The 21,120-nt window shown below is 37.9% G+C and carries 20 protein-coding genes, 1 tRNA gene, 2 pseudogenes and 1 other annotated feature; of the genes and pseudogenes, 20 read left to right on the plus strand and 3 right to left on the minus strand.

The features are described from left to right. The first annotated feature begins 263 nt into the window (after positions 1-263). From ACTHRG_RS09850 to ACTHRG_RS09870, 5 genes are all read left to right on the plus strand, one after another. Entirely contained in the window at positions 264-953 is a 690-nt protein-coding gene (locus tag ACTHRG_RS09850) for a hypothetical protein (protein ID WP_076257295.1), read from the plus strand. Positions 954-1,123: 170 nt separating this feature from the next. Next, positions 1,124-2,548, plus strand: a complete 1,425-nt coding sequence (locus ACTHRG_RS09855) for a tyrosine-type recombinase/integrase (protein WP_440231091.1) — start codon at positions 1,124-1,126, stop codon at positions 2,546-2,548. A gap of 11 nt (positions 2,549-2,559) precedes the next feature. Continuing rightward, positions 2,560-3,690, plus strand: a complete 1,131-nt coding sequence (locus tag ACTHRG_RS09860; protein ID WP_440231093.1) for a tyrosine-type recombinase/integrase — start codon at positions 2,560-2,562, stop codon at positions 3,688-3,690. Between the two features lie 14 nt (positions 3,691-3,704). Next, a complete protein-coding gene (locus tag ACTHRG_RS09865; RefSeq protein ID WP_440231094.1) occupies positions 3,705-4,661 on the plus strand; it encodes a tyrosine-type recombinase/integrase in 957 nt (318 codons plus the stop codon). Positions 4,662-5,510: 849 nt separating this feature from the next. Continuing rightward, complete coding sequence (locus ACTHRG_RS09870; RefSeq protein WP_076257302.1) at positions 5,511-5,861, plus strand: hypothetical protein; 351 nt, start codon at positions 5,511-5,513, stop codon at positions 5,859-5,861. Positions 5,862-6,037: 176 nt separating this feature from the next. Here the strand turns inward: ACTHRG_RS09870 and ACTHRG_RS09875 are convergent, their stop codons facing one another. From ACTHRG_RS09875 to ACTHRG_RS09885, 3 genes and pseudogenes are all read right to left on the minus strand, one after another. Beyond that, on the minus strand, positions 6,038-6,364 hold the full coding sequence (locus ACTHRG_RS09875; protein WP_139325597.1) for a hypothetical protein: 327 nt from the start codon (positions 6,362-6,364) through the stop codon (positions 6,038-6,040). 197 nt (positions 6,365-6,561) lie between these two features. Beyond that, on the minus strand, positions 6,562-6,798 hold the full coding sequence (locus ACTHRG_RS09880; RefSeq protein WP_076257304.1) for a hypothetical protein: 237 nt from the start codon (positions 6,796-6,798) through the stop codon (positions 6,562-6,564). Positions 6,799-7,043: 245 nt separating this feature from the next. Further along, a pseudogene (locus tag ACTHRG_RS09885) lies at positions 7,044-7,164 on the minus strand (YHYH domain-containing protein); the annotation flags it as partial. Between the two features lie 246 nt (positions 7,165-7,410). On the opposite strand from ACTHRG_RS09885, the gene ACTHRG_RS09890 reads away from it, so the two are divergent. From ACTHRG_RS09890 to ilvN, 15 genes and pseudogenes are all read left to right on the plus strand, one after another. Beyond that, positions 7,411-8,358, plus strand: a complete 948-nt coding sequence (locus ACTHRG_RS09890; protein ID WP_076257305.1) for a hypothetical protein — start codon at positions 7,411-7,413, stop codon at positions 8,356-8,358. 58 nt (positions 8,359-8,416) lie between these two features. Then, the gene (locus tag ACTHRG_RS09895) at positions 8,417-8,647 is read left to right on the plus strand and encodes a hypothetical protein (RefSeq protein WP_076257306.1); all 231 of its coding nucleotides are present in this window, start codon (positions 8,417-8,419) and stop codon (positions 8,645-8,647) included. A gap of 57 nt (positions 8,648-8,704) precedes the next feature. Further along, positions 8,705-8,899 (plus strand): hypothetical protein, encoded by a 195-nt coding sequence (locus ACTHRG_RS09900; RefSeq protein WP_076257307.1) that lies wholly within the window; start codon positions 8,705-8,707, stop codon positions 8,897-8,899. A gap of 301 nt (positions 8,900-9,200) precedes the next feature. Next, positions 9,201-10,775 (plus strand): recombinase family protein, encoded by a 1,575-nt coding sequence (locus ACTHRG_RS09905; RefSeq protein WP_076257308.1) that lies wholly within the window; start codon positions 9,201-9,203, stop codon positions 10,773-10,775. 5 nt (positions 10,776-10,780) lie between these two features. After that, positions 10,781-10,879: pseudogene (locus tag ACTHRG_RS09910) on the plus strand (hypothetical protein); the annotation flags it as partial. A gap of 160 nt (positions 10,880-11,039) precedes the next feature. Further along, positions 11,040-11,498, plus strand: a complete 459-nt coding sequence (locus tag ACTHRG_RS09915) for a MarR family winged helix-turn-helix transcriptional regulator (protein ID WP_076257309.1) — start codon at positions 11,040-11,042, stop codon at positions 11,496-11,498. A gap of 10 nt (positions 11,499-11,508) precedes the next feature. After that, positions 11,509-12,303, plus strand: coding sequence for a glutamate racemase (gene racE / locus ACTHRG_RS09920; RefSeq protein ID WP_440231096.1), 795 nt, complete (start codon positions 11,509-11,511; stop codon positions 12,301-12,303). Positions 12,304-12,397: 94 nt separating this feature from the next. Next, positions 12,398-14,584 carry a DNA helicase RecQ gene (recQ, locus tag ACTHRG_RS09925; RefSeq protein WP_440231097.1) on the plus strand — a complete coding sequence of 729 codons (2,187 nt, stop codon included), beginning with the start codon at positions 12,398-12,400 and terminating at the stop codon, positions 14,582-14,584. 161 nt (positions 14,585-14,745) lie between these two features. Further along, positions 14,746-15,813: a GerMN domain-containing protein gene (locus tag ACTHRG_RS09930; RefSeq protein WP_076257311.1), complete on the plus strand. Its 1,068-nt coding sequence runs from the start codon at positions 14,746-14,748 to the stop codon at positions 15,811-15,813. Between the two features lie 147 nt (positions 15,814-15,960). Next, positions 15,961-16,731, plus strand: a complete 771-nt coding sequence (gene rph, locus ACTHRG_RS09935) for a ribonuclease PH (protein ID WP_440231099.1) — start codon at positions 15,961-15,963, stop codon at positions 16,729-16,731. Between the two features lie 2 nt (positions 16,732-16,733). Next, positions 16,734-17,345: an XTP/dITP diphosphatase gene (locus tag ACTHRG_RS09940; protein ID WP_440231100.1), complete on the plus strand. Its 612-nt coding sequence runs from the start codon at positions 16,734-16,736 to the stop codon at positions 17,343-17,345. Further along, on the plus strand, positions 17,342-17,860 hold the full coding sequence (locus ACTHRG_RS09945) for a metallophosphoesterase family protein (RefSeq protein WP_440231101.1): 519 nt from the start codon (positions 17,342-17,344) through the stop codon (positions 17,858-17,860). The genes ACTHRG_RS09940 and ACTHRG_RS09945 overlap by 4 nt, the downstream gene beginning before the upstream one ends. Before the next feature lie 144 nt (positions 17,861-18,004). Next, a tRNA-Arg gene (locus tag ACTHRG_RS09950) sits at positions 18,005-18,081 on the plus strand. Positions 18,082-18,516: 435 nt separating this feature from the next. Next, positions 18,517-18,772 (plus strand) — a binding site (T-box leader). A 78-nt stretch (positions 18,773-18,850) separates the two neighbouring features. Continuing rightward, positions 18,851-20,572, plus strand: a complete 1,722-nt coding sequence (gene ilvB / locus ACTHRG_RS09955; RefSeq protein WP_076257315.1) for an acetolactate synthase large subunit — start codon at positions 18,851-18,853, stop codon at positions 20,570-20,572. Further along, a complete protein-coding gene (gene ilvN / locus ACTHRG_RS09960) occupies positions 20,569-21,087 on the plus strand; it encodes an acetolactate synthase small subunit (protein ID WP_035330237.1) in 519 nt (172 codons plus the stop codon). The genes ilvB and ilvN overlap by 4 nt, the downstream gene beginning before the upstream one ends. Positions 21,088-21,120: the final 33 nt, after the last annotated feature.

Here is a 21,120-nt window from a genome sequence, read left to right on the forward strand (position 1 = left end):
TTATCTTCAATAAGGTTTTAAAAACAAGGACCCAATTAGTGGGGTCCTTATTTTATTGTATTTATCATTGTTCGGGAAGATCCTAGAAGAGTAATAGTCCATGTACCAGGACAAACTGTACAAGTTTTTCATATATAGGAAATCCAGAAGAGAAACAAGTAGGAGGAGGGGCCGCCTTCCTTAAACTTATACCTTAATGTAGTTTTAAGTATGAAAATATTTATTACTGATAAAAATGGAAGTAAAAAAGAGAATGGTGATTTATGGAAGACCTGTCTAATAAAAAGGAAAGATTTATACAATTGAGATGTTCTGATTTCTCTAATGAGCAATCAATTTATTTAAATGTCACAAAAAATATATACGATGAGATAGAAAAAAGTATAATGAATAAACAAGATATTGAAATTAATGTCCATACATTTAAACTTAACAAAAGAAAGCATGATGAAAATATCCGCGATTTAATCCAAGTAAAAAACATCGCATCAGTTTACGAAAAAGATAACTTTCCGTTCGAATTTAAAGAAAACAAAACAAGCAGGGGATATAAAGAAACAATTTTAAATAATTTAAGTAAGGCCTTAGAAAAGCGTGGATTTAAAGAAATGTTACAAAGGCTTCAAGAAAAATTTGGCTATAAGAATCCCAATGGCATATATAAGGTGTTAGGCGGGAAAAGTGGAAACATTAAGGCTCAAGATATACTTATGCTTGAGGAGTTGGGAATACATAGGGATGAAATTTTAGGAGATCCAATTGCACCATTCGATTCACTAAAAAATAGAAGGTCCATTCGGCGGCTGGCAAAAATTTATAATACTAATGAAGATGCAAGAAATGAGATTAACAGTGCTTTAAAGGCATTAGTGGACCTGCTAGAGAAGGACTCCTTAGATGAAACAATAATAGCTGCGAATAGAATTAAAGAAACATTAAATAACATTAGTTAGTGGACGAATTGTCCAATGAATATTTTTCCAAAACAAAAACAGTTCCCTATGTTAGGGGACTGTTTTTGTTTTGGAAAGAGCATCGACAGTGTCGTTTTTCCTTTACTATTGTTTTCGAATTATCATTGAAGAAGAGTTAAGAACGATAAATAAGGGGGACAAAAAATCCTATGAAAAATAAAAATGGAAAAGAGGACCAAAACCTTTCGCAGAATGCTAATTCTCCGAAAGAAATTTCGAAAGAAGAATTTCTATACGAAATATTCGGAATTAAATCCCAAGTGACTGGACAACATAAAGGAAACCTTATAAAGGAAGTGATAGAATTGTCCAGCAGTAATTTAGGAATTAAGTTCGAGTTTCCTAATAGGGTTGAACAAATGACCCTAGTGGAGAAGTTAATTGAGTTGAAAGGGAATCACTTTCCACCATTTGTGAAGAAGTTTTTGGTCGGATATAAACATCTCGACTCTGATATTTTTTTCAAAATAATAACGGCGTTAGAGTCAGTGTTAATGAATTGCTGCAAAAAACTTAATAAGCCCATGGGTGATTTAAAAAAAGAAGACCTTCATAATATTGAGTTTTATTTTAATGTAACGAAAAACACAGCGGTTATGTTTTACCTGAATAAGTTCTATTCAAAGATTACCCCTTTTTGTAAAAAGAAAAATTTATTGAATCGTAATGGTAAAAAGGAGAGCTTTAGTCATGAAACAGTAAATGAATGCGAAAAATTCCTAGTTAAAAACGGTTGGATGGAAAGCAGTATTAAGAGCTTTAGGAGCATAATAAAAGTGTTTTTTTCCTGGGTTTGTTCAGTGTATAAGGATTTTGATCAATATACCATAAATACCATTCCTGTTTGGAAAATCACAATTGACTGTTTAAAGGATTATCGTTCTTATTTAATAGGGTTAATAAACAAAGGAGAACTGTCTAGGCTTACTGCAAATAAAAAAATAATAGACCTTAGACATTTTTTTTCAGTCTCTGTTCACTTAGGTTATAGCTTACTAAACATGAAAAAAATTAGTAATATTCAGGCGGATAGCTATGTCTACAGAGATATTCCAAGTTCAAATGAATTACAGAAATTCTTCAATACAGTTATTGAATTTTCCGATAACCAAAGAAAGGATATTCTTATGTATCAATTCATGTTGTACCTTGGTTTAAGAATTGATGAGGTATTGCGGTTAAAATGGGATGATATTAATGAAGAAACCAAAACTCTTGTTTTCAAAGGTAAAGGGGAAGAGTATCATAGATTGCCTTTGCCATCATTAATTCTTTCAACAATTAATGAGCTCCCAATTAAAATAAAAAAAGGTCTTGTTTTTGAGAAACCTTATTTTACTAACCAAAAAGTTTCTGGACGTCATAGAGTTTTTTGTTTACTTGCGGGAACTATGCATTTTAATGGACTTCACATTTTTAGGCATACTTTTATAACAAAATTGTCGGAAATGCAAAAATGTAATCCCAATACGTTAAGGCTTTTAGCGAGACATAAATCGTTAAACACAACATCAAAGTATCTACACCGCAGTGACGAATCGTTAATAAACAGTGTCAATAAAATAAAATATTAAGGAGAAAAATTGTGCCAATACGAAGAGAAGACAGAAGTTCAGATCAGGTTTCAAAGCTATTGGAGGATATATTAAAAGTGCATAAAATAAATGACTTAGAAAAGGCGTTAGCTAATTTTCCTGGGCTTAGCACCTTCAAAGAGTCTAAGCAAGATTCTCCAATTAATATAGAACCAACTATCTCAGATGCTTTAGATAAGTTTTTAACGGTAAGCGAAACCGATTATAAAACTTTTTCAAACAGCACCAGAAAAACCTATAAAACGGAGGCTAAATTATTTTTGTCATACTGCAAAGCGAAACAAGAAAGAGGTGAAAATCAATTAGTAAGTGAAGTTACTACACCAGGATTTCTGGCTGATTATTTGGAGCGTGCTAAAAACGTTAATACAAGAAACAAAAAGGCGGCTTTCCTTAGGAGTTTTATCAAGGACACATGTTTGGAATTTCTTGATAAGAAGAGAATTAATCAAATTTTTGACAAGCGGGGCGTTTTACAAATAAGGTCAACGGAAAATGACCTACCTAAGGCCTTTACTAGGAATCAAATTCTTCATTTGTTGAATGAATGCCGTCAATCCCAAAACGCTATTAGAAATTTCACCATTATAATTACCTTCTTAAGTAGTGGCATACGTCTTGACGAGTTGGTTAATTTGAAAGTTGGAGATGTATTCTTTGATCAAAAAAGATTGAGGGTCAGACCTAAGGGAGACAAAAATGCTTATCACATGAGGTTTATTATGGAGGTAGGACTTATAAGGCTAAAGGATTATATTGATTTTACCTATGGTCATATGTTAAAGAAACTTTCAGTGGGTGAGTATAAAGCTCTTTATTTATTTTCTAATAATGGTGGTCAAAAACCATTGACTGGGAGAGCAATTGAAATAATGGTTGATCAACTAGTTAAAAAATTAAAAGGCCAAGGCGTAATAGAAAAGGATAAGAAGCTAGGTATTCACAGCTTTAGACATTCTTTTGCTATTTATGCTCTTGAGTCTGGTGTTGATATTTATACTATTTCCAAATTGCTGGGACATAAAACTATTACGTCGACGGAAGTATACCTTAATATGTTTGATTACCAAATACAGTCGGCAATTGAAAAACACCCATTGGCTAAACTTAGTTTATTTTAAGGAGGTTTTTAAAGGTGGATAATAATGGGATATTGATTGATTCAGTATATTACAGAAGGTGGCATAACCATTCAAATTTAGCGGATTCCACAAAAAAAGGCTATGAATATCATCTGAAAAGATTTGAAAGGTTTTTATTGATGAGTGGAATGGAAGCACCTCTTGATTTTAATAAATTTTACTTTAATCCTGTTGACAACACTTTTCAGCCAATTGACGAGGTAATTATTGATGAGTACATCCTGGCATTGAAGGAATCTGGATGCTCAAAGGGGGTTTTATATCAAACTATTGAAGTTTTAAGGAGTTTCTTTTCCTTTCTTGCGAACTACGACATGATTGAGTCAAACGTCATGAGTTCTTATCCGAATCCTTATTATGAACGGAAATTATTAAACAGGGCATTAAGTTATAATCAGTGTTTGAATTTATTGAACGGGGCAAAAAAAAAGGATCCGTTTAGCAAACATTATTATCTCTTATTAATGGTTCTATTAACCTGCGGATTAAGAGCTAATGAAATTATTCATCTTCGAAAGGAACATATAAATTTGGAATCGAAAGTAATTTATGTGGAGAAAGGACAAAAAACAAAGGCTGCATCTGTACACTTTCCTGAATCGGTTAGAAATATATTTATTCATTTTTTTAATCACCCGAAATGGCTAATATGGGAGAAATCGGGAAATCATGAGGTCTTTTTTGAAGATAACCAAAAATTAAACCATGGGTCACTTCAGAAAATAATAGATTCCATTGCTTTAAAGTCGAAGATTAAGAAAAAGATTACTGCTCATCAATTTCGACATACGATGGCAACCCTTATGTTTGAATCAGGCATTGAATTATCTTTGATAAGTCGACAATTAAGGCATAGAAAATTGTATACAACTTTGCTGTATGTATGTCCTAATCTGCAATTAGGAGACGATATTGAAAGATTCACTAGTCAGAATAAATATTTTCCATAGAAGGAGAGTGGATATAGTGTTTGCAGGTATCCCAGGTTATGCGAAGTTGTTCAAAGAACAACAAACACTGTTTGAAAACACGTACAAAAAACATATGAAATGCTTTCGCACTGATAAGCTAAAATATTATACTAGCGACCGAATTAAGAGCATTAGATGGTCCGAAGAAGAAAAGGCTGTTAAGGTTTATTTTGAAAACGGAGATTGATGGCATTATACTAATGACTTGAATTGGTACTAGCCTTGATTAGCTCTAAACTCTTCGTACACACTAGAGTATTCGATCGTGAATAGTTTAAGAAATCGAAGTACGTGAATAAAATACTTTTTCTTTCATTTATCTGCCCCGTATCCTTTAAATAGAAAAGCACGAGTAAATCGCGGCTTACTTTGCTTTATTTAACGGCAAATGTTAATATGCTTCACTAATAACATAAATCCATTAAACTTTTATTGTTGGCTTTAACATGGTGTCAAGAAGTTAATATTGTGCAACAGGCGATACCACGGCAGCCTCAATTATATTTCGCCCTTTGCCTACCATAAGCGATTTAAAGAAGTAGGGCTTGAAGAGTCCGTGGTTGTTAATTTGTTAAAAGCAGGGAGCCAGTATTATTATGGCTCTCTTAGTATGTTTGCGGTTAAGTGTAGTTTTGGATTTAATTAACTATACTTATTCAATCGTTGATTATTTTCAGGGGATCAATTTAAAATTCGTCTCGAAAATTTAGATGAATATAAAAAAGTTGAAACTTTTCATACAAGCAGAACGTAAATTCCCTTACAAGAAATAATTTTATGATGTCTAGTCAAAATTCCAAATAATAAAGGGGAAAGGTGAGCTGGAAAATGATTTATAACAAATCAGAGTTTGAAATTGGCGGAAATGCACTCGTTGGGGTTATAGTTTCAGCAGTGACAGCAGCAGGAGCGGCTTTGACATGGAAATACATGGACGATAGGAAAACTTTAGAATTAGTTAAAGCAGATAAGCCAGTAAAAATCAAAAGGGAAGCCGCATTTGAAATAGATCCAAAAACGTGGAAAACTAAATTTAGCAATAAAAATGAGTTTGAGGTTCCAGCAACAAAAATTAAAGAGGTACCTGTAGTGCAAGGTTTTAAGAAAACTAAAAAGGTACGAGTTACGTTGGACAAAAACGGCAATGAGATACCAGGAACAGAAGAGGAAATAGTATGATAAATACCTGAATGAATGACTTTTTGATGAAGTAAGGGTGTTTAATAACTGAAAAAACTCTAAGGCAGTGATGTATCATCCGCTGCTTTAGAGTTTTTATAATCAAGCTAGAAATGCTGAAACACTATTTCGATAAAGTCTTTTATGTTTAGTGAGTCACCCTAAGGATTCCAATCTCAAGCCAATCCGTTGTTATCTCGGTCTAAATAATGAGGACTTTCATATGGTCCTCCATTAGCCTCGTAGGATAATTGAGCGTCTTCTTGAGTGTCAAAGTCCCCACAAACATGATCAATTGAAGTGGCTTCATATGGATTATCATATTCTTCTGAATCAACCGCATCGGAGCCGCCTGTGTGACTTAATAAAAAGGTGCTAACTAAAAAAGTTATAACAACTCCGCTAATAATCCAACGTGCCTTTTTTTCATTCGGTGAACTCACTTTAACTGCTGGATCTTCGGCTGTCTGCTTAGGGTTTTTAAGGGAGTAGTACATGCTCATACTAAACATTATAAATAATAATAAAAAAATAATTATTTCAAAAGGGTATTTTTGAGTTAGATAGTATAGAGACTTTGACCTAAAGAACCTCCTCCGCCTTCAATATATCCCGAAAAGTATCCCTCTTTATATACTATTAATTCATTTTTACTCAAATTGCTATCGTAGTCATCATATGTATAGTCTTCCGTTGCTGCTTAGTAACCATCATCATATCCATCATCATAGATAGATTCCTTATCAATGGAACTCATTTCACTTTTAGAATCATGATCAATGTAATCTGAGGAAGATTCATTTGTTGAAGTGTAAGTAATAGCTTCATCACTTTCCACTTCTTTTGTATTAACTTCACTCTTTGACTTCTGCCCAACCTTCAGCAGAGCCTTTTCCATAGGAACTTTCATCGTAAATGTTAGTTGGGTATTCATCATACACATAATCATCTATGTAATCTGAGTAACCTTGCTTAGTACCTGCTGAATAGCTATCTTCAAAGCAAGCCAACAACCCTTCTTGATGTCCAGCGGCGATTTCTTGCTCATACCCGTCTCCAAATGTTTGCCCTCCTTCCCACCACCATTCATATTCTTTCTCGCATTGAGAAGTGTAACTATAAGCTAGCTCATCCCTTATCATATCCTTCCTCATAGTCAATTACAGATGTGTCAGGTATAGAATCATGATAATGATACTCTCCGTAGTTTAACCCCCCAGTGCTCGCAATTCGTCCGACAGGTATGTCCTCCACTTGAGTCTGTATTTCCAGGATGTGCTGAAACAGGATAAACCGACTCCATCCATAATGTTACTAAAATACTAAGACCCTTTTAAAACATTATTGTCACCCTTATATTTTGGATATAATCGGTTCTCCATTGAGAGCACTCGATTATAAGGGGAAAATTTCTAACTTATAATCCTTTTTTCACACCATTATCAATGGGGATTTTTCCTATAAAAAATATCACTATTCTGTATTTTATATTGTGTATAACTTAACTTTTGTTTAAAATTGGAAGAGTAAAAGGAGGAAAGCCATTGCCATGATACCAAATTATCCATCATTTTTTTGGGGAATATTTGCTGCTCTTTTTCTGTGTATTATTCTCCGTCTCTCAGGACTCTTACATATAGGGTTTAAACAAAAATTTAATAAAGAGACTGTTAAGTATATCCCGCCTACAGTTGTTATGCTTGTCGCGATGGCTATAGTATTTAGCAACTATAAATCATTGCTTGAACCTCCACCCATTGATAAAAAACCTCTTATGAATTATTTGTTAACAAACCCTGCTCATTTACAACTTTTATTGTTTATTTCATTAGTAGGGATTATTGTCTTGGTTTGGCTAGTTATGACCCTACCATTTAATTCTCAGGGACTCTCTAAATTCTCAGGATTTGGTATATCAGCTGAATTTCGAGAAAAAGTAAATGCAGTGGTTGAGAAAAACGCAATCACAAACGAATTAACATCTATTAGGGAAAATATTCTTAGAATTCTTACTTCTGATAAATATTTCGATGAAACATTAAAGTCCTGTGTAGAGGAATATGAAGAGAATGGAACTAAGGGTTTTGAAATCAACCCCAATAAGATGGTTTCTAGTGTATTTGAACTTGTAGAAACATCTTATCAGGCAAGCGAAAGTAATTTTCGCATTCAACACCATATTGAAACAATTAAGGTAGGTGAGAAATCGATCAGCAAAAAAAACGTAGAAGAACTTCCAAAAGAAATGAGAGACGCTTGTCTTCAAGTCATCAATAAAAAGAAACCGTTTGTTTGGAAGGGTGTATTAGCGATGGAAATTAATCCTTTTGCACAAACAGATTCTTATTATGTAATTTGTCTTTATTCTGATGACTTGATTTTCACTGAAACTGACTCTGATTACCTTGGAACGCTTATAAAAGTGGCTGAAAAAATTATAACATTATATTGGTACCAATCAGAGGACGATAATATCGTATTTGAAGAAGCGAATTAATGGACAAGTTGTTTTACAAATATACTGTGTGGTAAAATATAGGTAGGAGGTGTTTCGTATGACTGAAACTTTAACTGTTAGACGTACAAGGAGAGCAAAAGGTGTACCAATGGCCCCTAAAGTGGCAGCTAAAAGAAATATCCTTGATGAAACTTACCCAGAGACAAAAGCTGTAATTCAACAATTGGTTAAAGAAGAAATGAAGAAACACGGCTACTCTAGGCAAAAGGATCCTTTTGTCAAAAAAATGAACAATGTTTTGACCCAATATACTAAAACCAACTTCTAAAACTCATAAGGATTTAATATACATTTGGACAAGATAACCGTTATAGGAGGGATTGTCTTGTCCATTGTTATTTTTCGGAAACGTAACAAACGTGCATTAACTCAAAAGCAGAAAATTCGCTTTGTTGATTCAGGTGAGAGAGCTTTTATCGACCGCGAGTATGTGTTTGATGTGTTCGAAAAGTATGGGTACAAAAGATCTGAAGATCAACTAATAAAAGAACTAAATGAATTATTCGAAAATCGCCGTTGATATATATTATCAATGGCTTTTTCTTTTTACTGGAGTTTCACATCATAGGACAAGTCTTCTCCCGCATAGGTTTACTGTGTAGGAGAGTGATTAGTGTGGGTAATCATAAGACGCAGTTCACCTTCATTTATAAGAAGCCAGTAAACCCGCAAAGAACCCAAGAAGAGGTAGTCCACGAACTCATTCAAACTACGATTCGGAAAGTCGTGGCAAAGTAAGTCTCTATTCGTTATAATGATTGTAGCAACCAAGCCCATAGCGTGATAGCTAGGGCTTTTTTATTACCACAGGAGGAAGCGTAATGAAGAACCAAATAACGGCGAGTTATGTGCGGGTATCATCAACAAAGGTCTCCCAGAAAGAGTCGCCCGAACACCAGCGGATGCTGTGTCAAGAAAAAGCACTAAAAGAAGGCTTTGAAATTGTATATACGTATGAAGACCGTTCATCTGGGACGAGTATAAACGGACGAGAAGATATCAAGAAGATGCTGGAAGATGCGAAGAAGGGAATGTTCAATACCTTACTGTTCGCTTCAATCTCTCGTTTTAGCCGTGATCAGTTGGATGCTATCACATTAAAGAGAACGTTCGTGGACGCCCTGGGAATTCGCTTAATATCCATTGAAGAAAATTATGATTCTGCTGTTGATAAAGATGAATTGAAGTTTACACTTTTTGCGATTATGGCTCAGCAGCAAGCCGAACAAATCAGTTTGGCTTCCAGGAGAGGTAAACGTCAATCTGCTAGAAAAGGAAATTACACAGGCTCCATTGCACCGTTTGGATACAATAAAGTAGTTTTGGAAAATAAGAAAACACTTGTGCCAAATGAATTTGCCGAGGTTGTGAAAAGGATATTTCACTTATATGTTCACGAAAACATGGGTGAACAAAACATCAGACAATATTTAAACGAAGAAGGAGTTCCCTCACCTAGAAATGGATTATGGGGAGTTAGCTCCGTTCAAAGAATATTACAAAACGAAGCCTATACAGGGCGAAATGTATACAACAAATATGAAGTGAAAAAGGTATATGACGACATAAATGATATGAACGACCGCAAAAAGAGACAGGTGCAACGAGAGAAAGAAGAATGGAATCGAAACGAAGAAAAGAATTGGGAAGCCATAATTGAAGATGACATTTTTGAGGAAGCACAGCGGTTACGATTAATAAGAGGAGGCGGGAAGCGAGGAGGAGCTAGACAGAGAGTCAATGTATTTGCTGGTTTTGTATTCTGCGGCCATTGTGGAAGCAGCATGGTGAGCATGAAGTCGAAGAACGGAAAGAACATGAGTGATGGAAGAGAGTATCGGCATTTGGTTTGCTCCAGAAGAAGGAGATTGGGTGAAAAGGGCTGTGAAAACAAGAAATATGTTCCGTATTATGGGTTTAGAGATGCAGTGATAAAAGAAGTCTCACAACGATTGAAGAACAGTATTGATATTGAGAAAGAAATAGAAGGATATCTGACTAGAGAGCAACCAAAGAAGAATGAATTTAACATAAATAAAGAGAAGTTGCATCACGAAAAAAACATTGAAATTAACCGTAAATTATTATTCGAACTTCGTAAACAAAAAATGTTAGACGAGAATATTGATGAAGAGCAATATCAATTCGAAAAAGAGCAGTATGAGAAAGAAATTCAAAAGAGCCAAAAGCGTTTGAAAGAACTGGAAACAAGGATTGAAAAACAGGAAAACAAAGAGGAGTACCACCAGGAAATTCGGGAAGCTCTTGAAGAACTAAGCAACCTTAGGTTTGAAAACTTTGAAGAGCTGCACTTAACATTAAAAAAATTAATTGATAAGCTGATTATTTTTTCTGATAATAAAGTGGAAATTCACACTGTATTGGATGCTGAATAATTTGTATTTCAAAACACATCTCGAATGCCATGCAAAAGCTTGGTGTAAAGGGGCGATCACAAGCTGTTGTAGAGCTCCTTCGAATGGGAGAGCTAGAACTTTAATTTAGACCGGCTATCCCTTCTGGGAGGCCGGTTATCACATTTATATTAGGAATATTTCATTATTGGATTTATTTCTGTCTTGAAATTTGTACGGAAAAAGGTGAAAATAAATGCACAAGGGCAGAAAACATCGTAAAAGCTTAAATGGGAGTGTTTATGAATGAAGCTGGAAGATCCTAAAACAAATGAAATAAATGATGTTGTAGCTGATATTGAAAAAGACTTAAGATACATATCCGGCATTATCAAGCAAAAAGGAAGGGAAATTCTAAGTGATTTTACCATTACCCCTCCTCAGTTTGTGGCTTTGCAATGGCTGTTTGAAGAAGGGGATATGACCATCGGCGAGCTGTCTAATAAAATGTATCTTGCATGCAGCACGACAACCGATCTTGTTGACCGAATGGAGAAAAACAGCCTTGTGAAAAGAGTGAAAGACCCAAATGACCGAAGAGTAGTCCGGATTCATCTGCTTGATGAAGGAGAGCGGATTATTGAAGAAGTTATTAAAAAACGCCAGGAGTACCTAAAAGAGGTCCTTAAAAATTCTTCACATAATGAGGTCTTGTTCTTAAAAGATAACTTAATGAAATTACACCATGATATGCGAGGAGAATGAGGCGGTACTTTTGAAACAACCTATAGGAATAATTGACTCCGGAGTGGGGGGCTTAACGGTTGCAAAAGAAATCATGCGGCAGCTGCCAAATGAAGATATTGTATACCTCGGAGATACAGCACGATGCCCGTACGGCCCGCGGCCTGGTGAAGAGGTGAAATCCTTTACCTGGCAAATGACGGAGTTCCTGCTTAAAGAAAACATTAAAATGCTTGTTATAGCCTGTAATACAGCTACTGCTGTCGCTCTGGAGGAAATACGAAGGGAACTGCCGATACCGGTTATCGGTGTCATTTTCCCAGGCGCAAGAACAGCTATTAAAGTGACGAAAAATCATATAATTGGTGTCATTGGCACAGAGGGCACCGTCAAAAGCAAGGCATATGAAAATGCGCTGATTCAGATATACAGCAGGTCTGCCGTGCATAGTCTGGCATGCCCAAAATTCGTTCCTCTTGTAGAGAGCGGGGAGTACGAAGGTTCAGTTGCCAAAAAAATAGTGGCTGAGACGCTTCAGCCCTTAAAAGGAAAAGGAATGGATACACTCATTCTTGGATGTACTCATTATCCTTTATTAGAACCAATTATTAAGAATGTAATGGGTAAAGAGGTAAAGGTCATCAGCTCAGGTGAGGAAACAGCAAGGGAAGCCAGTACCATACTGCATCACCATGGCCTGCTTAAAGCTGTGGATGAAAATCCGGAATATAAATTCTGTACAACTGGCTCCACGGCCATTTTTTCTAAAATTGCTTCCAAGTGGCTTGGGTTTACTGTCGATGCTGTAGAAAAAATTTCCCTTTAATAAATGCAGACACCTTCTGAACTTTTTCAGAAGGTGTTTTTTAAAGAAATTTGCACGTTATTTTTAGATTACTTTTTTAAAAAGCTCTGGTATCATGAAATTGAAAGAAAAACTATACTTAATTGAGTTGGTGATCAATTTGCTGGCACAAGCCGAAAACTATTTAAAAAAATATTTTGGATATACTTCTTTCCGCCCCGGCCAACAGGAAATTATTCAGAATATCCTCTCACAAACCAATACTCTTGGAATTCTTCCAACTGGAGGCGGAAAGTCAATCTGCTTTCAAATACCCGCTCTTGTACTCCCCGGAACGGCCATTGTGATTTCTCCTTTAATTTCCCTGATGAAAGATCAAGTAGATGCCCTTAGCACTGCAGGCATCCCGGCTGCTTATATAAACAGCACGTTGTCTTCTGCTGAGTATCAGCACATTGTGGCTGGAATACGCAAGGAAGAATATAAGCTCGTGTACGTGGCGCCGGAACGATTTGGGTCCATGGCCTTTTTGCAATTGTTAAACGATATTTCAATCAATTCAATCGTCTTTGATGAAGCACATTGTATTTCTCAATGGGGGCATGATTTCCGCCCAAGTTATCGTTCTGTTGTCTCAGAGCTTAGCAATCTGCACCAGAAACCTGTAATAGCTGCTTTGACTGCAACAGCAACACGGGATGTCGCGGAGGACATCCGCAGGCTTCTGAACATCGGCGAGGAAAATACGTTTATTACTGGTTTTGCAAGGGATAACCTCTCCTTTCACGTATTGAAAGGTGTTAACAAAAGAGATTTTCTATTGCAGACCATAAATAAACATAAAAACGAAGCGGGAATTATTTATACTTCAAGCCGCAGGGAGACAGATCAGCTGTACCAATTCTTAAAAGGCAAGAACTGCTCAGTTGCCAAATATCATGCAGGCTTAAAGGAAGAAGAACGAAAAAAAGCACAGGATGATTTTGTATACGATGAATCAAATATTATGGTCGCAACAAATGCTTTTGGAATGGGGATTGATAAATCCAATGTCAGATATGTCATCCACTATAATCTTCCGCGGAACATTGAAGCTTATTATCAGGAAGCGGGAAGGGCAGGAAGAGATGGAGAGGATAGCATATGTTATTTGCTGTTTGCTCCTCAGGATATCCAGCTGCAGAAATTTTTGATTGAGGAGAGCAGTCTGGATCCACGGAAAATGGAGCAGGAATACAGCAAGCTAAAGGATATGGTTAATTACTGCCACACAGAGAAATGCCTTCAATCCTATATCATTGATTATTTTGATGAGAATGCCGAACCGATCCTCTGCGGCAAATGCAGCAGCTGTCTGGATGAACGGACAAGCATCGATATTACTCAGGAAGCTTTAATGATTTTTTCGTGCATTAAGCGGATGGAAGAAAGATTTGGCGTTACTTTGACTGCACAGGTTTTGAAGGGCTCAAGTAATAAAAGAATCCGTGAGCTTAATTTTAATAAACTTTCCACATTTGGACTGATGAAAAACCGCAAAGAAAAAGAGATTGCCGAGATGATCAACTATCTGCTGGCAGAGGATTATCTGATTTTAACAGATGGAAAATATCCGACTGTTAGGCTGTCAGCAAATGCAATTCCTGTCTTGAAAGGACAGAAGAAACTATCCATGAAAATTAATGTGCCTGTACCTGTTCAGGAAGCAGATGAAAATATTGAACTTTTTGAGATCCTGAGGATGCTCAGGAAAAAGATTGCAGATGAAGAAAATGTTCCTCCTTTTGTTGTGTTTGCTGATACCGCATTAAAAGAAATGTGCCGCTATTTTCCAGTAAGCAAAGACATGATGTTAAATATTAAAGGTGTAGGGCAAATGAAGTTTGATAAGTATGGGGAATACTTTATTGAGGCAATCAAAGAATTTGCCGAAGAACATAATATTTCCCCTATGCCTGCAGCAGATACGCCTTCAATGTCAGAGGAAGTACAAGATGACCGTCCTAGCTACCAGATTTCCTTTGATTATTTTAAGAATGGAAATTCCATAAGGGAAATAGCCAAAAAGCGAAACTTTTCCCCTATAACGATTCAGGAGCACATCTTCCGCTCGATCAAAGAAGGCAATGCGATTGACTGGTCAGATATTTTCGATGAAACGGAAGAAAAGCTTGTTTTACAGGCAGCTGAAAAAGCTGGAAGAGATAAGCTTAAGCCAATTAAAGAAGAACTTCCGGATGAAATAGATTATTTTAAAATCAAAGCTGTCCTGGTAAAAGACGAACTGCAGAAGCAAAATTGAAGCTCCTTATTGGGGCTTCTTTTTATATGTTTGTATGGCAGCCATACTTCAGATTGTCCAAATTTGTCAAAAATCTATTAACACTTTTATCCCAAAAGACGGTCTAAATTACAAATAGGCTCGTATACATGTAGTACAAACTGTCTCAGGGGGGATTATGTATGTCTATAAATAAAAAAACGTCGATAGTGTCAGCTGTGCTGGTTTCATCTGTATTATTATCAGGCTGCGGATTGTTCGGAAGCCAGGGGAAAGAAAAGGTCGATCCGCCAAAAGCAGTATCTTACACTGATGAAGGCGAAAGTGTTGCTGAAGAAACAACAGGAAAAGAAACAGCTGAAAATGAAGAGGGTGTTACGGCAAATCTTAAAACAGAGCTTTACTTGATTGATAAAAATGGGTATGTTGTTCCCCAGACAATCGATCTTCCAAAAACAAATTCAGTTGCTACCCAGGCGTTAGAGTACCTGGTGGAGAACGGTCCTGTTACAGAACTTCTTCCTAATGATTTCAGAGCAGTCCTTCCTGCTGATACAAAAGTTTCTGTAAATATTAAAGATAAAGTGGCAACTGTCGATTTTTCAAAAGAATTTCAGGAATATGCTAAAGAAGATGAAAAGAGAATTCTCCAATCCGTTACCTGGACACTCACGCAATTTGATTCCATTGATAAAGTCAAGCTGACATTAAACGGACATGAACTAAAAGAGATGCCTGTGAATGGCACACCGGTCAGTTCGGCGTTAACGAGAGCCAATGGAATAAACATGGATACAACGGAAGTAGTAGATATCACGAATACGAAGCCGGTGACCGTTTATTATCTGGGCGGGGATGAAGAAAACTATTATTACGTGCCTGTTACCAAGCGTGTAAGCAATGATATGGACAATAAAGTTGAAGCGGTTGTATCCGAACTGATAAAAGGGCCGAACTATGCATCCAATCTGGTGACAGATTTCCTTCCGGATGTAGAGCTGCTTGAATCTCCAAAAATTGAAGAAGGAAAAGTCACATTAAACTTCAATGAAAATGTTTTCAGCAGCTTTGAAGAGAAAATGATCTCCAAGCATTTGCTGAACGCACTTGTCCTTTCCCTAACTGAACAAAAGGGTATCGAAAGCGTGGCTGTTACTGTTGATGGCAAAGCAGAGATTGTTAATGAAGATGGGGAAAAACTATCAGAGCCTGTAACACGCCCTGAAAATGTGAATACAGGAAGTTTTTAATATAGCAGATTTTGTTATACTATATAGTAACGGGAAAAAGAGGTTGGCATATAATGCCGCCTCTTATTTGTTGGTAAAATAGGCATGCCAATATTACTGGGCAAATACCCAGGTTCAATATAAACAAATGAAGGGGGAAATCAGCTTATGCGCGCAGATGGACGTGAACCAAAGCAGCTTAGGCCAATACATATTGAAACTGATTATTTAAAGCATCCTGAGGGCTCTGTACTCATTACGGTGGGAGACACAAAGGTAATTTGTACAGCAAGCATTGACGAAAGGGTCCCGCCTTTTATGAGAGGACAGGGGAAAGGCTGGATAACAGCTGAATATTCCATGCTTCCGAGGGCTACAGAACAGAGAAATATCAGGGAATCAGCAAAAGGAAAAATTTCTGGGAGAACAATGGAAATTCAGCGCCTGATCGGCCGTGCACTCCGCGCAGTAGTGGATCTTGATGCACTTGGCGAAAGAACGGTATGGCTTGATTGCGACGTGATACAGGCTGATGGTGGGACACGGACAGCTTCCATTACAGGAGCCTTTATTGCAATGGCACAGGCAATGGATAAGCTATACAACAGCAAGAAGCTTTCAAGTTATCCGATTAATGATTTCCTTGCGGCCACAAGCGTGGGGATTCTTACTGATAAGCAGGCTGTTGTGGATTTGAATTATATTGAAGATTCCTCTGCTGAAGTGGATATGAATGTCGTCATGACCGGCAGCGGGGAATTTGTAGAACTTCAGGGAACTGGAGAAGAAGCGACTTTTTCTTATGCGCAGCTGCAGGAAATGCTCAGTGCTGCACAGGGAGGGATATCAGAGCTGCTTGAACTTCAGAAGTCAGCACTAGGAGAGAATATCTCAGGAAGCATTCAAAGCAAACGAGAAAAGCTTGAGGGGAGGGTATAATAATGCAGGAAGTCATAATTGCAACTAAAAATGCAGGCAAAGCGAGAGAGTTTGAGAGGATGTTCAAGCCTCTTGGCTATGAAGTCAAAACCCTGCTGGATTATCCCGAATTTCAGGATGTTGAGGAGACTGGAAGCACATTTGAAGAGAATGCCATTCTTAAAGCGGAAGCCGTGTCTAAAGCTTTTGGAAGAATGGTCATTGCAGATGATTCAGGCTTGATCATTGATGCGCTTGGAGGGAAGCCGGGCATCTATTCCGCCCGCTATGCAGGCGAGGAAAAAAACGATCAGAAAAATATGGACAAAGTTCTCGTTGAGCTCGAATGCGTTCCGGATCATAAACGGCAGGCACGCTTCTTTTGCGCTCTTGCCATCGCTGCTCCCGGTAAAACGACTGCAACCGCTGCAGGAACTTGTGAAGGGCATATTTTAAGAGAAAAAAGAGGGACTTATGGATTTGGCTATGATCCTATTTTCTTTGCAGAAGAAAAAAACAAAGCAATGGCTGAATTAATGCCTGAGGAAAAAAGCCAGATCAGTCACAGAGCGAATGCTCTCCAAAAGCTTGAGGAGCTGCTTCCTTCTTTCGTGGCAGGAGCTGAAAACTCATGAAAGTTCTGATTGTCAGCGATAGCCATGGATTAACCTCTGAACTCAGCCAAATTCGTGAAATACATCCTGATATGGATATAATGATTCACTGCGGGGATTCGGAGCTTCAGGCTGATCATGAATCATTAAAAGGCTACGCTGCTGTAAGAGGCAATTGCGATTTTGACGCAGCATTTCCGGAGGATAGGATAGAAGAGGCTGGAGGATTCCGCTTTTTTGTCACACATGGCCATAAATATTCCGTTAAGTCCACTTTAATGAATTTGTCGTACAGGGCACGTGAATTGAAGGCAGATATCGTATGTTTTGGCCATTCACATAGTCTGGGAGCTGAAATGTCTGAGGGGATATTATTTATAAATCCTGGAAGCATAAAGCTTCCAAGAGGAAGAAATGAAAAGACATATGTCATACTGGAAAAACGGGGAAAAGATGTTACACTGGATGTGTATGATGTTTCCAATGGGAAAATTCCTGATCTGACACAAGAATTTTCTCTGGTAAAAAGCGATTAATTTGAATATAATAACTGAGGGAAGCCAGTCTTCCCTCAATAATAAAAAAATATTTTACAAAGTGTTGACTTCTTAACATTTGTTTAATATAATAAATCTTGTCGTTGAGTTAATAAATCTCAATCAGGTAAATAATTTCAAAATGTCCCAGTAGCTCAGCCGGATAGAGCAACGGCCTTCTAAGCCGTCGGTCGGGAGTTCGAATCTCTCCTGGGACGCCATTTACACATCTGGAAACACTACATATCTTACCGAACTTTACTCACCTTTTAGGTGGGTTTTTTTGTTTTATAAATAAAGTTTTAATGGCAGGAACCTGCCAGCTGTTTTTAAATTGCCTCTTACACCTCTTCAGCAGTGTTATCTCCCTCATCAAAAAAATATAAAAATTTTTTTGTCCTATGAAATGTGAATATATCAACAATGTAAGCGGATACACAAAAACAGATTAATCTAAATTATCAAATAATTCATAAAAAGGGTGTTGACGGCTGATAAAAATGGGCGTAAGATAGTCCTCAATATAAGAAATTTACACCAACAACTATAAACTTCATCCAAGTGAAATCTATCTCGTTATATGAAAATTTGGGTTTTTTTTAATCTATCAATTCAATGATTTAAAGCGTTATTGTATTGAGGTTAATCTCAGAATAGGAAAAGCGTAGAAGAGGATAAGTAGTTTTATGACAGGCATTCACAGAGAGCCGGATCTGCTGAAACCCGGTAATGCCCTCTTAAAATGAACTCACCTCTGAGCGCAGTCCTGAAAGTGGATCGACTAGGGGCTGCCGGGTGTTCTTCACCCGTTATCAAAACGAACAGCACATCGCTGTTCATGAGTGCACGCATCATAAGCGTGAATCAGGGTGGTACCGTGGAACAGGTGATCAAAGCCTTTTCATCCCTTATACCTACAATCGTTAGGTTTCTTTAGGGGTGGAAGGGCTTTTTATATTGGAGTTTAAAACATGAGGAGGTTATCAACAAATGCTGCAGGAAGCTGCCTTAACAGAAACAAAAACGGAGACATATCCTGTCACCGGCGCTGATCTGTTATTAAAAGCCTTGGAGAAAGAAAATGTTGAAGTGATTTTTGGTTATCCTGGAGGAGCTGTTCTTCCACTTTACGACAAGCTGTATCATTCAAAGATTCTTCATGTGCTGCCGCGTCATGAACAGGGAGGAATTCATGCTGCTGAAGGGTATGCCCGGATATCTGGAAAGCCTGGTGTCGTAATTGCCACTTCAGGACCAGGAGCCACTAATATTGTTACCGGTCTTGCAGACGCAATGATGGATTCACTTCCGCTGATTGTATTTACAGGCCAGGTAGCAACGGGAGTCATTGGGTCAGACGCCTTTCAGGAGGCAGATATCCTGGGGATAACCACTCCAATTACAAAATACAATTATCAGGTCCGCAGCATTGAAGATATTCCGAGAATCGTTAAAGAAGCTTTTTATATAGCTTCAACCGGCAGGCCAGGACCAGTGCTGATTGATATCCCTAAAGACATCGCTGCAGGAGTTTCAGATCAGCCTGAGAAAGAAACGGAAGTGAATCTGCCGGGGTATCAGCCGACATTAAAACCAAATTACCTTCAAATAAGAAAATTAACTGAAGCAGTCAGCAGATCGAAAAAGCCTGTCATCCTGGCTGGTGCCGGCGTGCTCCATGGAAGAGCATCCAAAGAGTTAAAAGATTACGCAGAACAGCAGCAAATACCTGTTATCCACACACTTCTGGGCCTCGGCGGATTCCCGGCAAATCATCCATTATTCATCGGCATGGCCGGTATGCACGGCTGTTATGCAGCCAATATGGGACTTACAGAATGTGATTTGCTGATAAATATTGGAGCCCGTTTTGATGACAGATTAACAGGGAATTTACAGCATTTTGCACCACATGCAACAGTCGCCCATATTGATATTGACCCTGCTGAAATCGGCAAAAATGTTCCAACGTCCATTCCAATTGTGGCAGATGCAAAAGAAGCTCTTCGGCAGCTGATTCTGCAGGATGGAAAGCCGCCGGCCCATAAAGAATGGATGGAAACCATCTTGAGGTGGCAGGAGGAATATCCATATTACTATGATAAAGAATCCGTACAGCTGAAACCCCAGAAAGTCATGGAAATGCTTCATTCGAAGACGGAAGGGAATGCCATCGTCGTAACAGATGTAGGACAGCATCAAATGTGGGCAGCCCAATACTATCGCTTTAATAAAGCAGACAGATGGGTGACATCAGGAGGACTTGGAACAATGGGATTTGGTTTCCCGGCAAGTATCGGAGCTCAGCTGGCTGACCCGGAAGCATGCGTACTCGCCATTTGCGGAGATGGAGGATTCCAAATGTCAACACAGGAGCTTGCTATCATTCAGGAACTGAATCTGCCGGTGAAAATTATTATTTTTAATAATATGGCCCTTGGCATGGTCCGGCAGTGGCAGGAGATCTTTTATGAATCCCGTTTTTCTCACAGCAAAATCCCGGTACAGCCTTCTTTCGTAAAATTGGCAGAAGCTTACGGGATAAAAGGATATGTCATTCAATCTGAAGCAGAGGCTGAAGAAGTATTGGATGAAGTGCTTCATAACCGAGAACCAGTGCTTATCGATTTCAGGGTGGATCCGGATGAAAACGTGTATCCGATGATCGCACCAGGAAAAGGACTTCATGAAATGGCAGGTGTAAAACCATGAAACGTATCATATGCCTGACTGTTATGAATCGGCCGGGTGTTCTAAACAGAATTACTAATCTATTTTCCAAAAGAAACTTTAATATTGAAAGCATTTCAGTCGGCCTGTCCGAACATGAAGGGATGTCGCGAATCACTTGTGTGGTCCATGTTGAGGACTCCGGTGCCAGCGAACAAATTACGAAACAGCTGAATAAACAAATCGATGTGATAAAAGTAACGGATATCACGGATCAGTCGATTGTCGCCAGAGAGCTTGCCCTTATTAAAGTTCAGGCAGTCCCGTATACAAGAAATGAGATTTACTCTTTAATTGAACCTTTCAGAGCTTCTGTTATAGATGTCAGCAAGGATAGCATGACCGTTCAGATTACAGGTGAATCTGATAAGGTTGAAGCTTTTATTGAACTCATTAAACCATATGGAATCAAAGAACTTGCCAGGACGGGAACAACGGCATTCCCTAGAGGAACACAGCGTACGTCCCAGCAGTCCAAGTCATACTCTATTGTTTAAAAAAAACATTATAAATATTAAAAACTTATTCGG

Source organism: Cytobacillus sp. SAFR-174, from assembly GCF_051964675.1.
GTDB lineage: Bacteria > Bacillota > Bacilli > Bacillales > Cytobacillaceae > Cytobacillus.

Bases quoted from the DNA above. Each gene is read 5' to 3' on its own strand.
- ACTHRG_RS09850 (WP_076257295.1), top strand. From the start codon at position 264: ATGGAAGACCTGTCTAATAAAAAGGAAAGATTTATACAATTGAGATGT.
- ACTHRG_RS09855 (WP_440231091.1), top strand. From the start codon at position 1,124: ATGAAAAATAAAAATGGAAAAGAGGACCAAAACCTTTCGCAGAATGCT.
- ACTHRG_RS09870 (WP_076257302.1), top strand. From the start codon at position 5,511: ATGATTTATAACAAATCAGAGTTTGAAATTGGCGGAAATGCACTCGTT.
- ACTHRG_RS09875 (WP_139325597.1), bottom strand. From the start codon at position 6,364: ATGAGCATGTACTACTCCCTTAAAAACCCTAAGCAGACAGCCGAAGAT.
- ACTHRG_RS09880 (WP_076257304.1), bottom strand. From the start codon at position 6,798: ATGATGAATACCCAACTAACATTTACGATGAAAGTTCCTATGGAAAAG.
- ACTHRG_RS09890 (WP_076257305.1), top strand. From the start codon at position 7,411: ATGATACCAAATTATCCATCATTTTTTTGGGGAATATTTGCTGCTCTT.
- ACTHRG_RS09895 (WP_076257306.1), top strand. From the start codon at position 8,417: ATGACTGAAACTTTAACTGTTAGACGTACAAGGAGAGCAAAAGGTGTA.
- ACTHRG_RS09905 (WP_076257308.1), top strand. From the start codon at position 9,201: ATGAAGAACCAAATAACGGCGAGTTATGTGCGGGTATCATCAACAAAG.
- ACTHRG_RS09915 (WP_076257309.1), top strand. From the start codon at position 11,040: ATGAAGCTGGAAGATCCTAAAACAAATGAAATAAATGATGTTGTAGCT.
- recQ (WP_440231097.1), top strand. From the start codon at position 12,398: ATGAAATTGAAAGAAAAACTATACTTAATTGAGTTGGTGATCAATTTG.
- ACTHRG_RS09930 (WP_076257311.1), top strand. From the start codon at position 14,746: ATGTCTATAAATAAAAAAACGTCGATAGTGTCAGCTGTGCTGGTTTCA.
- rph (WP_440231099.1), top strand. From the start codon at position 15,961: ATGCGCGCAGATGGACGTGAACCAAAGCAGCTTAGGCCAATACATATT.
- ACTHRG_RS09940 (WP_440231100.1), top strand. From the start codon at position 16,734: ATGCAGGAAGTCATAATTGCAACTAAAAATGCAGGCAAAGCGAGAGAG.
- ACTHRG_RS09945 (WP_440231101.1), top strand. From the start codon at position 17,342: ATGAAAGTTCTGATTGTCAGCGATAGCCATGGATTAACCTCTGAACTC.
- ilvB (WP_076257315.1), top strand. From the start codon at position 18,851: ATGCTGCAGGAAGCTGCCTTAACAGAAACAAAAACGGAGACATATCCT.
- ilvN (WP_035330237.1), top strand. From the start codon at position 20,569: ATGAAACGTATCATATGCCTGACTGTTATGAATCGGCCGGGTGTTCTA.